Origin of the sequence: Haloarcula sebkhae (genome assembly GCF_014647415.1) — an archaeon.
Classification (GTDB): Archaea; Halobacteriota; Halobacteria; order Halobacteriales; family Haloarculaceae; genus Haloarcula; species Haloarcula sebkhae.
Genome location: NZ_BMPD01000002.1, coordinates 614516 through 629365 on the forward strand (window position 1 = coordinate 614516; position 14850 = coordinate 629365).

Sequence of the window (14850 nt, forward strand, 5' to 3'; positions counted from 1 at the left end):
ATGGGTACAAAAGACCGCTACGAGCGGCTTCGAGAGCAAGCGACGACGTCGGAGCGAGACTCGTCTCCACACACACTGCTCGCAGTGGTCTCGCTGGCGATCTCGCTGTTGTTACTGGCACCGCTGGTGTGGATCTTTCTCCGGGCAGGCGAAATCAAGTTCGCGCGTGCGGTCGAATTGCTGACAAGCGACACGACTGTTTCGGTGACGCTGAACACGCTGGTACTGGTGACCGGCGTCACTGTCGCATCGATTCTCATCGGCGTTCCGCTAGCGATTCTCACCGCCCAGACCGACCTGCCGTTCAAGCGGTTCTGGACGATCACGTCCGCGTTGCCGCTGGTCGTTCCGAGCTATATCGGGGCCTTTGCGTTCGTCTCGGCGTTTGGCCCCCGGGGCGTCCTCGCGGATCTGCTCTCGCCGCTCGGTATCGAGCAAATCCCGACGATATACGGCCTGCACGGCGCGATACTCGTCCTGACACTGTTTACCTACCCGTACGTGTTTTTGACGACGCGCGCGTCCCTGCTGTCGTTCGACGGGACCGTCGTCGAGGCCGCCCGGACGCTGAACCACACTCGCTGGGAGGCGTTCCGCCGCGTCACGTTGCCACAGATCGCACCGGGTATCGCCGCCGGCGCGCTGCTGGTAGCGCTGTACGCACTCTCTGACTTCGGAACACCGGCGATTATGCAGTACGACGTGTTCACGCGGATGATCTACAACGAGTTCGGCGCGCGCCGGCTCGACTACGCCTCCGTGCTCTCGATGCTGCTGCTTGTGATGGCGCTTGGCATCCTCGCCGTCGAGTCCCGCCTCAGCGCCGGCCGGGACGGGGCCTACGTCAGCAGCGGCTCACGTCGGCCCGGGCTCATCAGGCTCGGCTACTGGAAGGCCCCGGCACTGCTGTTTTGCGGTGCTATCGCATCCCTGTGTCTGGTGCTGCCCATCGGTATCCTGCTCCAGTGGCTCCTCCGTTCCGGCACGGGCTACACCGGCGGCGGCTTCGCGTTCGAAGCATCCTACGCCTGGAACTCTGTTGGCCTCGCGGCCGCCGCGGCCGCCATCTGTGTCGTGGCGGCACTCCCCATCGCGTACCTCGCCGCGCGCGGCAGTTCGGGTCTCTCGTCGCTTCCCGAGCGGGCCACGTACGTCGGCTACGCCGTCCCCGGTGTCGTGCTCGGTTTGGCGCTGGTGTATCTGGGGCTCCGGTACGTCCCCTTCCTGTACCAGAGCGTCATCCTGCTGGTGTTCGCCTACGTGATTCGGTTCCTCCCGCAGGCCGTTGGGACGACCGAATCCTCGATTCTCCAGGTCGACCCACAGTACATCGAGGCGGCGCGGTCGCTGGGCTATCACCCGCTCTCGGCGTTCCGGAAAGTCGTCTTGCCGCTCGTCGCCCCGGGTATCGCCGCCGGGGCCGCGCTGGTGTTCTTGACGACCATGAAGGAATTGCCGGCAACGCTGATGTTACGCCCGACGGGCTTCGAAACCTTCGTCACGTACATCTGGCTCGTCCAGGGTGCCGGCTACTACGGACAGGCGGCGGTCCCAGCCCTCGTACTCGTTGGCCTTTCCGGACTCTCCATGCTGGTCATTCTTCGACGGGAGGACACAAGCTAATGTCTCGACAAACACGCACACAGCAAACATCGGACTTCGACGACGTGGACGCAGCGGTAGCGAACCCGAACCGGACCGTCCTCGAACTGGATGATGTTTCCAAGGACTACGGTCACGAAGTCGCCGTCGAGAACCTCTCGCTCGACGTGAAAGACGGCGAGCTGCTGACGCTGCTCGGCCCCTCGGGGTGTGGGAAAACGACGACGCTCCGGATGATTGCCGGGCTGGAGCGTCCCTCTGACGGGCAGATCTCGATCGCCGACGAGGTCATCGCCGACGGCTCCTCGTTCCGAAAGCCGGAGGAACGAAACGTCGGCATCGTCTTTCAGGACTACGCCCTGTTCCCGCATCTCACCGTCGCCGAGAATATCGCTTTCGGTCTGACCGAGATGGAAGAAGTCGCCGTCGCGGAACGGGTCGACGAACTGCTCGAACTAGTCGACCTCTCGACCCATCACGACAAGATGCCCAGCCAGCTTTCGGGCGGCCAACAACAGCGCGTCGCGCTCGCCCGTTCGCTAGCTCCGGAGCCGGACGTCCTCCTGCTGGACGAGCCGTTCTCGAATCTGGACGTGCGCCTGCGCGTCGAGATGCGCGAGGAGGTCCGCAAAATCCTCAAGCGGGCCGGCGTCACCGCCATCTCCGTGACCCACGACCAGGAGGAGGCGCTGTCGATAAGCGACCGCGTCGCCATCATGAACGACGGAACCATTGCCCAGGTCGGCGACCCGGCTGAAGTGTTTGAAAACCCCGAGAGCCGCTTCGTCGCGAGCTTCCTCGGGCAGGCGAGCTTCCTCTCTGCCCGGGTGACCAACGACGTCATCGAGACCGGCCTCGGCTCGTTCGATGTCGAGTTACTGAACGGGCCGGTCGAAGCGTACAACGGGGCGATGGTCGACGTACTCGTCCGGCCCGACGACCTGCAGGCGATGCCGACAAACGAGTCCAAAGCCGACGGCTACGTCGTCCACCGTCAGTACAACGGCCCCTCGTTCGTCTATCGGGTCGAACTCCATAGCGGCGATGTCGTCCACTGTATGCACAACCACGTCGAGACGTTCGAACCGGGCCAGCCCGTCGAGGTTGACCTGGTCGCCGACCACGACCTGGCCTGGTATCCGACGGAATGACGCGACTGCGCCGGCCGGGGGTACAGGCGGGGCTGGTGGCACTGCTCGGCGGACTCGTCGTCTTCACGCTCGCCCACGTCGTTTTTCCCCATCACACAACCAACCACGACGAAGGTGTCTATCTCCAGCAGGCCGCGATGTTGCTGGAGGGACAACTGTTCATGTACCCGCCAGTCGAGGCGGCGTTCCGGCCGTGGTTCTTCGTGGCCGACGGCGGGCGGCTGTATCCGAAGTACGCGCCGGTTCCGGCGGCGATGTTCGCCGCCGGGAAACTGCTCGGCGGGTACCGCGTCGCCCTCGGCCTGATCGGGACCGGCGTCCTAGCGCTAACCTACCACACCGTGCGCGAGGCGTTCGACGCCCGAACGGGTGTGATAGCGACGCTCCTCATGTTTGGGTCGCCGCTCTTTCTCATCGACGCCTCGGTGTTTCTCTCGTACATGCCGACGACGCTCTGGAACCTCGGCTTCGCCGCGGCGTATCTCCACGCCGACCGGACCGGGAGCCGAAAGACGGCGGCCTGTGCCGGGCTCTCGATCGGCGTCGCGTTCTTCGCGCGGCCCTACACCGCCGTGCTGTTCGCGACGCCGTTCATCCTCCACGCGCTGTGGTCGCTCCGGACGCGCGACCCGGCGCGATTCAAGCGTCTGTCGCTGACTGCCGTCGGCGGGCTCACCGGTGTCGCCGCGACGCTTGTCTACAACCGCGTCGTCACCGGCTCCGCCCTGTTGTTCCCGTATGAGGTGTTCGCCCCGCAGGACGGGCCGGGTTTTGGCTACCGTGAGATTCTGGGCTACTCTCGGGAGTTCACGCCAGCGATGTCGCTGGACGCGAACGCCGAACTCCTCTGGAAACTCGTCACCCAGTGGGTCGTTGCCGGGCCGCTGGGGACGCTCGCTGCAGCCGTCGGACTCGGGGCCATCGTGCGCCGTGGGATAGATGGCCGACAGGCGGCGCTGGCCGGCGTACTGCTGACGGTCCCGCTCGGCAACGGCTACTTCTGGGGCACGGTGAATATGCTCGGCGACCTTTCAGACCCGACCGACGGGCTGGTCACGTTTCTGGGGCCGTTCTACCACGTCGATATGCTCGTTCCGCTAACTGCTTTCGGTGCTGTCGGCGTCGTTACTGCCGCCCAACGGACGCAGCGGCTGGTCACCGAACAGGTCAGCGCGGACCGGGTCCGCCCGGTCCTGCTCGCGGTGGCGCTCTGTAGTGCGGCGCTGGGCGGCGGCGCGGCCGTCACGACGGCGGCCGGGCCGGTTTCGGACAACTACGAGGTGACCCAGCAGTTCGAACAGGCCTACGAGCCGTTTGAGGAGCGGGACCTCGACAACAGCCTCGTCTTGCTCCCAACGCCGTACGGTGACTGGCTCAATCATCCGTTCCAGTCAGTCCGCAACGACCCGGGCTTCGACGGCGACACCGTCTATGCGATGCAACACCGCCAGTTTGACGTGATAGACGCCTACCCAGACCGGACCTACTACCGCTACGTGTTCCGCGGCGAGTGGGTCCCGTATCTGGGGCTGCCCGTCGAGCCGCGACTCCAGCCGGTGTCTGTGGCGGCGGGCGAGACGGTCCGGACGGACGTATCGGCGTCAGTTCCGGAGCAGGCCGCGCTGGTCTCGATACGGCTCACAAGCGAGGGTGAGAACGACTACGCGACGGTTACCGGGGCTGACAGGCTCGATTTGCAGCTTTCGACTGACCGGAATCAGACGCGGCTTACCGGCGATGGCATCGACGAGCAGGTCGGCGTGTCGACACCGGAAGACGGGTCGGTCACGCTCATCATGTTCGTCGACTACGGTACCGGTGCAGGGTTCGAATACCGGGCGGAGCTGCCGGTCGACCGGACGGACGGCGGCGTCCGGACGCTGACGCCGCGACTCGAAGTCTGTAAGGATCAACGTCGCTGTGGCGGCGAAGCGGCGTACGTTCCGGGCACGCATCGCGACGGAATCAGCATGAACGCGACCACGACGGCCGTAACCACGTGAGACTCACCGATGACTGACTACGAACTTACCAGACGCGACGCACTGAAAGCACTTGGCGCGGCAGGTGTCACTGTCACCGGCGGCGCGGCGGCGCTCGCCTGGGATGAGTCGGGAGATGACGATACTGCCGAGACAGAGGCCGACGCTGCCAGTTCCGAATCGGAGTTCGGCGAGCACGAGCGGGAAACGTACCGGGCCGTCGCCGCTATCGTCTATCCGAGCGAGGTAGCGGGCATAGAGGAGTTTGTCGACAGCTACGTCGCCGGACGCGTCGAGGCGGACTCCGAGCGAGCAGCGGACATGGCAGCGGCCGTCGCAGATCTGGACGCGTACACACGAGAATGGGAAAACAGCAACTTCGTGGCGGTAGACGCTGCGACCCAAGAAGAAACGCTCCGGGGAATGGGCGTCAAGGTCGCCGATCCGAACCCGCATGGCGACCCAAGGCACCGCGTGCGCTACTATCTCGTCAACGACCTCCTGTTCGCGCTGTACAGTTCGCCGACCGGCGGCGAGCTTGTCGGTATCGAGAACCCGCAGGGCTACCCCGGCGGCACGAGTAGCTACCAGCAACCACCGAGCGACCGGTGAGCCGGCTCCCGTCGCCGATTTCTTGCTGGGTTACCGGAACCGCTCTTCAAGCGCAACCCGAACGATGGATTTGGCGATGGCGGCCCCGCCGGAGAACGGGTCGAGTTTCGTCTCGCCTTTCCGCTCGTCGTACTCGATTGGGCGCTCACGCACGTCGTAGCCGCGCATCAGCGGCCGCATGAGCAGTTCCGCAGAGAGCCCGGTGTTCTCGGTCCAGACGATCTTCTGGAGTATCTCGCGGCGGTAGGCGCGCATTCCGGTGGTCGTGTCGTGGACGCGCTTGCCCATGAGCACACTCGCGAGGAGGGCGAACAGCTCGTTCCCAAGTTTGTTCATCGCCGGCATCTGTTCGGCCCCGTAGTACAACCGGTCACCGCTGACGACGTCGGCCCCGTCGTTAATCTCCGCCAGAAAATCGGGCAGGCGTTCCATCGGATACGTGTCGTCACAGTCTGTCGTGACGACGACCGGGCGATCCGGTGTCAACACGGCTTCGCGGACCGCCACGCCGTACCCCTGTGGTTCCTGTTCGACGACTATCGCACCGTGGTCGTGGGCGATCTCCGGTGTCCGGTCGCTGGACCCGTCGACACAGACGACTTCTGCGCGGCCGTCGGTCACTGTCTCGATATCGTCGAGAACGGTGCCGATCGCTTCTTCCTCGTTGTACGTCCCCATGACGACCGCGAGATCGTCGAACGTGTAGCCGCCCGGGTCTTCGGTCCGCGTGCCCTGAATAGCCATTGCTCGTCCGTCAGAACCCACGGTTCTTGAATGTTTAGGTTTGCCAAAATCAGTGGTTGGCGAGATACGTCTCTATCGGGGTGGCGTCTTCCCAGAGATGCGTAAACAGGTCTCTCGCCCATAAAATGGCGCTGTCCGCTTCCGATATAATCTTCGCTGACGGCCAGGTCCCGTCAAGTTCTGGAAGCGTCAGGATCATCCAGTCGTCGGCGACGGCGAGTGCGTACGGGACCGGCGTGACACGAACGATCGTCTCCTCGTATCGAGCCGTATCCAGTGAGACGGACTCCTTACCGAGCATTTCGTCGACGACAGCACAGCTTACGATCAGCCTCGAATCGGCGTTGTCGGGCATAGCCGCCTCGTACTCGGGGTGGTAGACAGGCGAAACAGCGTCGCAGTTCGAGACGCTCTCGACGCGGGTGACAACTTCGCGGACGGGGCGGTTGATATCGGTCTGTGTGCCACGGATGACTGTGTATTCGTCGAGTTCGGGCAGGCGACACCGGAACGGCTGTGGCAGCACTGACGTGTCGTGGGACTCCCAGTACTGGGGGGCCACAGCGAAGAGTTCCTCCAGGCGCTGCTGGCGGTGAATCGTATCCGCGACCAGACGGCCGGTGCCGGTAAGTTGCCACCCGTCATCCATCGAGGTGACCAGACCGCGGCCTTCGAGGTTCGAAAGTGCATCGTAGATCGCTGATTCGCTCGCGGTGACTGCTGACAGCAGTTCGTTGGTGGCCTTGGCTCCGGGACACAGCGAGCCGATGATATCCGTCCGGACGGACGACGTTCGAACGTACTGAATAAGCGATTCTACGCCCATACTGTCCCCATACACTGTAGATCATATTTTTCATACATATCAGTTTCCATTTGTAATGGAATCTTCTTCGACTGGGAAACTATTCTCTCGGGCACTGGATATTATTGCAGCCAATGTGCCCATCTTTTTTACCGCTCACGACGCAGACACTGTTGCTGTCCACGTACGACCACGTCCCCGCTGAACGCAATGGAGCACGTTGGTCTCGTGGAATTTGCCACGTTCGGGCCCGGCGATGTCGTGCCTCTGACATACTTCGCCAGCCCGAAGGGTCATGCAATCACCGTGGGTTGCCCGCCCACGGTGCTCATTGTCTCCGCTGTCGGCTCGTCCAGCTGCACTCGTTTGTTATCGACTGTTGTCTCTCGCTTCTGTATTGACCGTCTGCAATCGGGGAGCCAGCGCGAGAAACAGCAGCGGTGACGGTATAATCAGTTCTCGGGCGGTTCGTCAGTCCCGATCCGGATCTCGTACGCTTCGATATCCTCGAACGCAGCGACTTGTCCACCGACCTCAACCGGCCCATCGGCCGTTTCGACGACCAGCGTCGCGACCTCGCGGTTCGAACTGAACGACGCCTGGTCCACTTTGCCTTCGACGACCCGGTGGTCGCCCGTTTCGACGTCCCGACCCTCTATAGTTGCGTAGAACTCCCCGTCCAGCGTCACCAGATCAGAGATACAGCGCCTGATCGTCCCATAGCGGCGCGGGAACGGCAGTCCTTCGCCGTCGCTGGCAATCGTTTCGGCAGTCGTCCACAGCACCGTGTTGAGGAATCCAGACACCAGAAACCCGAGTTCCGACCGGTTGAAGATGACGCCGTACCGGTCCGTGTCACCGCGGACGCTCTCGCGGGTGGCGTACATCGAGTAGTTCCCGTCTGCGACGGCCACGACCGGCGTCGTGATACCGCGGCGGGCCTTCACCGTGGTCGCGATGGATTCGTAATCGAACCGCGCCGGGTCGGGGGCGTCCACGCTCGGCGAAATGAGAATCTCGATCGCGATGCCGGACTGCTTTCGGCTTGCGAGCCTGTCTTCGAACCGCTCTAGCAGGGCCGGCGTCAAGGATAGCGTCAGTTCGTACTCGGCCGTCTCGATGATGTCTTCGAGATACCGGAGTATCGTCGGTCGGGATTTGACGAGTGAGACAGCCTCGGGCTCCCGTGCAGGTGCCGTGTAGCGCGAGGACAGGTCGTCAACGAGGTCGTCGAGCGAGTCCTGAATCCCCTCGAAGGCTTCCCGAGGGTCGATAGCTAGGACCTTCATCGGCCGGGACTCCTTGAGTTCGACCAGACCGACGTCGCTGAGGCTCCGGACCGTATCGTACACCCGCGGCTGTGGAATGTCCGTGTTCTCCGAGATCTCCGACGCTGTCAGCTCACCGTGTTGTAGCACGGCCAGGTAGGCTGAAATCTCGTACTCGCCGAGATTGAACCGCGCAATCACCTGTTCGAGCGATGCTTCCAAGTCGTCACTAGACATAGTGTGGCGTTTGCGAGTCGAGTACTAAGAACTTCGGCACTCTCTTTAGCAGACACTTTCAGGACCAGTCAGATGAGTATCGGCTACTGTTCGTTGGCTCGTCACAGCGGCTGCCTACCTCTGCGGACTCCGGTTGCCCGAGTCGCTACGGCGAAAAAACTGCGCGCTATCGGTGGGGCGTTAGTAGGCGTTGGAGATCTGGGAGACGACGTCCGCGGCCGAAGCGCCGGAGTTCAGCGATGAGATAGCGGATTCGAGCGAGGACTTGACTGCCGGCGGTGCGGCCAGGCCGTGTGCGACGGACGGCGGCTGGGCCTCGCTGTTCTGGAAGTCCTCTATCTGATCCTTGGAGAAGTCGTTGAACGGATCGGTGTTCACGTCAGTCCGCGGCGGAATCGATCCCTTCTTCGGGTTGAAGATCTCCTGTGCCTCCGACGTCCCGACGAACTGGCACCACAGCGTGGTCGCTTCCGGGGACGGGTTGTTGACGGGATACGGGAACGAGTCCATGTTCAGCGCGTAGTAGCCGTCAGTGCCCGGGAACGTCACGTGGTCCCACTCCTCGCCGTAGGTGAGGTCGTTCGTGATGTACGTTCCGGCCGCCCAGTCACCCTGATGGAGGAACGCCGCTTCGCCGTTGATGACCTGGTTGTTGGCCTCGGTCCAGGAAATCGAACCGGCGTCGCTCGGGATGTAGTCGAGATAGGACTGCGTGGTCTCGACTGCCGACTCCAGCGCGTCGCTGTTGGCGTCAACCTCGCCGTCGACGAAGATGGCGCTGTAGGTCTCGGCGTCCGTTTCGCCCAGAAGGACCGTCGCGAACATCTGGAAGCTGGACCACGGCGACCCAGTCTGATGTGCCATTCCGGTGTAACCGGCATCGTTCACCGTCGACAGCGCGTCGACGAGGTCAGACGGCGTTTCGAGGGATGTCGGGTCGACCCCGGCGTCCTCGACGACCCCGACGTTGTAGAAGAGGTTGTTGATCCGGTGGATGTTGAGCGGGACCGTCACGTAGTTCCCGGCGGGCTGGGCCGCGTCCTTGACACCCTGGAGGTACGCGTCCTCCATGCTGTTCTCCGACCACACGGAGTCGCCGATGTCCTTCAGCAGGTTCGCATCGGTGAACGGGAGCAGATTGTTTCCGGGCCAGGCCTGCCACGTACTCGGGTGGTTGCCGTTCTGAACCCGTGTCCGGATGTTCGCCTGCAGGTTGTCACCTGCACCGCCGGCAATGAGGTTCTCGTCGAACGGAACGTCCGGGTGTTGTTCCTTGAAGGCGTCCATAACGGACTGAATCGCTTCCAGTCCGTCGCCTTCACCCCACCAGTGGGCGACCTCAAGCGTGCTGTACTGTGTCCCGCTATCAGTACTTTCGTCACCGCTGCTGCCGTCGCCACTGCTGCCGTCACTACCGTCACCGCTGCTGCCGTCGCCGCTGCTGCCGTCACCACCGTCACTCCCACCGCAGCCAGCCAGCGAGGCCGCACCTGCTGCGCCAGCAATCCGAAGAGCGTTACGCCGCGTCAACCGTTTATTTGAATTGTCGTCAGTCATGGTTGCACCAATACCTCATAATTCCTTATTGAAGATTCGTACTTAATACTTCTGTATAGCGAAAGTCACCATTTCACATTCGGGTCGATCCCGGTAAATCATCTATATTACGTGATTTTTCGTATTTGAGCGGTAAAACAAATTAATCGTATGTGAGTAAATACCTCACTACCTTACATCTGTTATCTTACATGTGACCGACAGATCCGCTTCTAGATGGGGGCTATCCAGGCCATACTGCGACGAAAAAGCTCGGGCGCGGTTCGGCCCGAGGAGTTACAGCGAATCGAACTCGACGACTGCTTTTATCTGGTCGTCCCCGTCCTCGAAGGCCGCCTCGACGTGCTCCGGGTCGGTAACCGTCGTGATCAGATCATCGAGTAACCATTCCGGAAGCTCCTGTAACGTCTCGACGGCGTCCTCGAAGTGCGAGACGTGCGAGTTGACCGTCCCAATGAGACACTTGTTGTGCAGGACGATCTCGTTGTGGAGCGAACCGCCATCGACTTCGAACTCCCACGGCTCCGGGATGCCGAGCAACACGCCGACCCCGTTCTGGTCGAGCGCCTTGACCGTCTGGAACGCGTGGGGGGCGAACCCGGTCGCCTCGTAGATGTAGTCCATCGCCTCGTAGGCATCCGGGAGTTCGTCCACCGGCGTCTCGCGGGAATCGACGTACGTGCTCCCGATCTCATCGATGATGTCGACTGTCGGATCGGGTCGGTCCCGCCGACCGACACAGTAGGTGCGGTCGTACTCCTGTTCAAGCATCCACAGTGTCAGCAGACCGAGCGAGCCGTTGCCGAGCACGCAGGCGGCTTCCGGTCGCCAGTCGAACGGTTCCCGGGTCGCGTAGGCGTGCTCGTTGGCCTTCTCGGTGATCGAGAGCGGCTCGACGAGGAAGCCGTACTCCGCGACCGACTCGGGGACGGGTACGAGGAAGTCCGCCGGCGAGGTGAAGTACTCGGCCATGAAGCCGTGGTCGCCGACGATGCCGCGTTCGGTGTACTCGCCGTCAGGTGCCATGTCGGGTTCACCCCGGCGGAAGTACTCGTTCGTTTCACCGTTCGGTTTCCGTCGGACGGTCGGGACGACGACCTGCCCCGCCTCAAGCCCCGTGCCATTGGGCTCTTCGACGACGCCGACCGCTTCGTGTCCGAGAACCATGTGGTCTGCCCCGTCGGGGAACCCGCCGTGGGACCCGTTCAGGACTTCGTGGTCTGTGCCGTCAACACCAACGCGGAGCGTCCGGACGAGTGCCTCGCCCGGATCAGGCGACGGTCGCTCCCGCTCTAGGAGCTGTGGGCCGTCGTCGTCCCGCGTAACACCAATCACTTTCATGCCAGGCAGAGAGTGAGAACACTGGGGATTAAGTCTTTCTTCAGGTCTCTGTCTCGCTGACGCTGACTGCCGCACCAGTTTCGCCGGAGCGGTAGATCGCGTCCATCACGCGCTGTACTCGCAGTGCCTGCTCGACGGTGTTCATCGACGGCGGGGTCCCGTCCCGGACCGCCGAGACGAACCGTGCCTGCTCCTTTCGTTGCGGGTCCGAGCGTTGGGTCTCGATGTCGGTCGTCCGGTGGTGCATCCGGCCGATGTCGGCCGTTTCGAACAGCGTTAGCGACTGGTCCGCGAGATCGAGTTTCGCACCCGCACCGGTGCCGCGGACGTAGTACTCCTGACTCTCCGGTCGGTTCGTCGCCCACGCGACCTCTAGGGATATCGTCGTACCGTCATCACAGCGGATGAAGGCACTCGCCGAATCGTCGACGCTGAACTCGGCTGCGCCTTGGTCTTCGCCCCACATCTCGACGTAGGCGTACTCTTCGTCGACGCCGAACTGAGCGCGGGTGTCACCCGACACTTCGGCGACGTCCGGATGGCCAGCAACGTGTAGCGCCAGGTCGATAGCGTGTGCGCCGATATCGATGAGCGACCCGCCGCCCGCCACGTCGCTACGCGTGAACCACGACCCGCGGCCGGGAACGCCGCGACGCCTGATGTAGTTCGCTTCGACATGAGATATCTCGCCCATATCGCCCGCGTCGCGGTAGCCCACCAACGTCTCGACCGGATCGGCGAACCGCTTGTGGAAGCCGACCATACAGAACCCGTCGGCCGCTTCGGCAGCCGTAGCGATCCGTTCGGCGCTTTCGAGCGTGTGCGCCAGCGGTTTCTCGACGAGCACGTCCAGCCCCGCCTCAAGCGCCGCGACGACGTACTGCTCGTGGTATCTGTTCGGCGTCGTCACCAGCACGGCATCGACGGACCCGAACATCGCCGCGGCTTCCTCGTACACCGCCGCGTCGTACGTTTCGGCGAACCGGCGGCGCGCATCGGCATCGACGTCGACGCCCGCCGCTATCGAGACCGGCTGGTCGAGCTGTTGGAGGTTAGTACAGTGAATGTCCGCGATGTTCCCCAGTCCGATGATGCCTATCCGAACGGTCTCAGTCATTTGCAGTAGTTGTCACTAAGGTGAATTAATACAACTGCTGTTCACGCTCTTCACGTTCCTCTTCCTGTTCCTGTTTCGCCTTCTCTCGGCGTCGACCACGCCGATACTGGATGATGCCGGGGACGATTTTGTTCTTCAGATCGAGGACGAACGACACGATACCGTACGCCCAGAAGAAAAACAGCACGAGCATCCCGCTCCAGTACAGCATCGCGAGGTGGCTACTCATATCAGTCGTCTGATTCTACTTCGCTACTGGATGCAGTGCCTTCGGCCTCGTACGGAATGAGGTCGTGGACGATCGCCTCACCGGTGGCCGAGTCGAACAGGTGGACGTTCCGTCGGTCGATGACGACCCCGATCTCATCGTCTTCTTCGAGGTCCGAATCGGGATCGATGCTCATCAGCAACTGGTCGTTCGTCGCCAGTTCTTGAGACATCGACGTTTCGCCGTCGCCCAGCAGTAGGTAGGCGAATATCTCGTCGCCCATCGGTTCGAGAATATCGGTCGTCGCCGTAATCATTCCCGACGGATCGGGAACCTCAGACTTGAGTTCGCCCGGGTAGATATCCTCCGGGCGGATGCCGAGTGTCACGTCATCACCGACTCCGACGCCATCGATAGACGACGGATTGAACTCGAGGGAGAAGTTCGGCGTCTCCAGCGCGTTCTCGGTGATTGTCCCCTCGACGAAGTTCATCGACGGCGAGCCGATGAACCCGGCGACAAAGAGATTGTCCGGCTCGTTGTAACAGGTCAGCGGCGGGTCGATCTGCTGAAGCTGACCCGAATCGAGGACGGCGATCCGGTCTGACAGCGTCATCGCCTCCTCCTGGTCGTGGGTCACGTAGATGATTGTCGTGTCCAGTTCCTTGTGCAGGCGCTGGAGCTCCGTTCGCATATGGACCTTGAGCTTCGCGTCGAGGTTCGCCAGCGGCTCGTCCATCAGGAACACATCGGGCTCGCGCACGATTGCGCGGGCGATGGCGACGCGCTGACGCTGTCCACCGGACATCTCTTCGGGCATCCGGTTCAGCATCCCCTCTAGCTGGACGATGTCCGCGGCTCGCTCGACCCGGCGGTCGATCTCGTCCTGTGGGTAGTCCCGTAGCCGCAGCCCGAAGGAGATGTTGTCGTACACGTCCATATGCGGGAACAGCGCGATGTTCTGGAACACCATCGCGATGCCGCGGTCCTTCGGTGGCAGGTTCGTCACCTCGCGGTCGCCGATGTATATCTCACCCTCGGTCGGGATGGTGAGTCCGGCGATAGTCTCCATCGTCGTCGACTTCCCGCAGCCGGACGGGCCGACGAAGCAGATAAACTCGCCGTGGTCGATGTCGAGGTTCATGTCGTCGACCGCGGTCACCACGTCACCCTGGTCGTCGTAGCGCTTCGTTACGTGTTCGAGTCGTACTCTTGCCATTGTGTTACTCCTTGAGTGCGCCTGAGGTCAGTCCGCTAACGATGCGTTCCTGTGCGACGATAACGAGGATGACGACGGGGAGGACCCCGACGATGCTCGCGGCCGCCATGAGGTTGAACTGCGTCGTGTACTGGGTCTGGTAGCTGAGGATCCCGCCGACGATCGGCGACCATTTCGCCGCCTCCGGCGAGGTCGCCATGATCGAACTGAAGAAGTACTCGTTGTAGACGGCGATGAACGTCAGCACGGCCGCGGTCGCCACGCCCGGCGCGGACAGCGGCATGATGACCCGGAACAGCGCGCCCAGCCGCGTCGTTCCTTCGACCCGTGCAGCGTCCTCCAGTCCGTCTGGAATCTGGCCGTAGAACGTCGTCAGGATGAAGATGGACAGCGGCATGAACAACGCACTGAACGGCAGCACCATCGACCCCGGTGTGTTCAGCAGCCGCGGTGGGGTAAACAGCGGGATGGACGTGAACGGTATCGTGATCGGGGCGTTGCCGGCGAACGCCTGAAACAGCGGGATGACGAATGCGGCTGGCGGGAAGTAGCTGATCGCCAGAATACCGAGCATCAGCAGTGCGCGGCCAGGGAACCGAAGTCGGCCGAACACGTAGCCGGCGAGGCTGGCGACGAACAGCACGATGACCGTCGTCGTGACCGCCAGCGCGAAGCTGTTCAGCATGTACAGGTGGAACGGCACCTGTTCGAAGACCGTGACGAACGCGCCTGGGTTGAAGCCTTTCGGAACCGGGAGCGGGAACGTCCCGCTGACGCCGAAGAGGTTCACTGTCGGGAGGAAACTGCCCGAGAGCAGGTTCCCTTCGGGGGTCACCGCCAGCACGACGAGCCAGTAGAAGGGGAACAGCGTCGTCACCAGGAAAAACACCATCGCTGCGTAAAACAGCGCCTGGTACACTTTATCCGGGTTCTGAATGGCACTCTGTGTCCAGCGCTGTAGCGGTCCGTCGCTCGACTGCTCCTGGGTGTCGGTTGGCGTAGCCATG

Annotated in this window: 13 protein-coding genes; 4 read left to right on the forward strand and 9 right to left on the reverse strand. The window is 62.5% G+C overall.

Annotated features, from left to right (window positions below; genetic code table 11):
- From IEY38_RS09205 to IEY38_RS09220, 4 genes are read left to right on the forward strand one after another with little or no spacing between them, the layout of a single operon-like run.
- Positions 1–1623 carry an ABC transporter permease gene (locus IEY38_RS09205; RefSeq protein WP_188977171.1) on the forward strand — a complete coding sequence of 541 codons (1623 nt, stop codon included), beginning with the start codon at positions 1–3 and terminating at the stop codon, positions 1621–1623.
- Entirely contained in the window at positions 1623–2753 is a 1131-nt protein-coding gene (locus tag IEY38_RS09210) for an ABC transporter ATP-binding protein (protein ID WP_170096134.1), read from the forward strand. The genes IEY38_RS09205 and IEY38_RS09210 overlap by 1 nt, the downstream gene beginning before the upstream one ends.
- Positions 2750–4756 carry an ArnT family glycosyltransferase gene (locus tag IEY38_RS09215; RefSeq protein ID WP_188977173.1) on the forward strand — a complete coding sequence of 669 codons (2007 nt, stop codon included), beginning with the start codon at positions 2750–2752 and terminating at the stop codon, positions 4754–4756. Before IEY38_RS09210 ends, IEY38_RS09215 begins: the two co-directional genes overlap by 4 nt.
- A 9-nt stretch (positions 4757–4765) precedes the next feature.
- Positions 4766–5347, forward strand: a complete 582-nt coding sequence (locus IEY38_RS09220) for a gluconate 2-dehydrogenase subunit 3 family protein (protein ID WP_188977176.1) — start codon at positions 4766–4768, stop codon at positions 5345–5347.
- A gap of 30 nt (positions 5348–5377) precedes the next feature.
- Here IEY38_RS09220 and IEY38_RS09225 read toward each other — a convergent pair whose 3' ends face one another.
- From IEY38_RS09225 to IEY38_RS09265, 9 genes are all read right to left on the reverse strand, one after another.
- A complete protein-coding gene (locus IEY38_RS09225) occupies positions 5378–6091 on the reverse strand; it encodes a dolichyl-phosphate hexose transferase (RefSeq protein WP_188977178.1) in 714 nt (237 codons plus the stop codon).
- Between the two features lie 49 nt (positions 6092–6140).
- Positions 6141–6917 (reverse strand): helix-turn-helix transcriptional regulator, encoded by a 777-nt coding sequence (locus IEY38_RS09230; RefSeq protein ID WP_170096138.1) that lies wholly within the window; start codon positions 6915–6917, stop codon positions 6141–6143.
- A gap of 431 nt (positions 6918–7348) precedes the next feature.
- Complete coding sequence (trmB, locus tag IEY38_RS09235) at positions 7349–8401, reverse strand: HTH-type sugar sensing transcriptional regulator TrmB (protein ID WP_170096139.1); 1053 nt, start codon at positions 8399–8401, stop codon at positions 7349–7351.
- Between the two features lie 180 nt (positions 8402–8581).
- Positions 8582–9958: an ABC transporter substrate-binding protein gene (locus IEY38_RS09240; RefSeq protein WP_188977180.1), complete on the reverse strand. Its 1377-nt coding sequence runs from the start codon at positions 9956–9958 to the stop codon at positions 8582–8584.
- Positions 9959–10234: 276 nt separating this feature from the next.
- Positions 10235–11299, reverse strand: a complete 1065-nt coding sequence (locus IEY38_RS09245; protein ID WP_005534346.1) for a glucose 1-dehydrogenase — start codon at positions 11297–11299, stop codon at positions 10235–10237.
- Between the two features lie 40 nt (positions 11300–11339).
- Positions 11340–12416, reverse strand: a complete 1077-nt coding sequence (locus IEY38_RS09250; protein WP_188977182.1) for a Gfo/Idh/MocA family protein — start codon at positions 12414–12416, stop codon at positions 11340–11342.
- A 25-nt stretch (positions 12417–12441) separates the two neighbouring features.
- Positions 12442–12645, reverse strand: a complete 204-nt coding sequence (locus tag IEY38_RS09255) for a hypothetical protein (protein ID WP_005534343.1) — start codon at positions 12643–12645, stop codon at positions 12442–12444.
- 1 nt (position 12646) lies between these two features.
- The gene (locus IEY38_RS09260) at positions 12647–13843 is read right to left on the reverse strand and encodes an ABC transporter ATP-binding protein (protein ID WP_188977183.1); all 1197 of its coding nucleotides are present in this window, start codon (positions 13841–13843) and stop codon (positions 12647–12649) included.
- 4 nt (positions 13844–13847) lie between these two features.
- Positions 13848–14849, reverse strand: a complete 1002-nt coding sequence (locus IEY38_RS09265; RefSeq protein WP_188977185.1) for a carbohydrate ABC transporter permease — start codon at positions 14847–14849, stop codon at positions 13848–13850.
- Between the last annotated feature and the right edge of the window lies 1 nt (position 14850).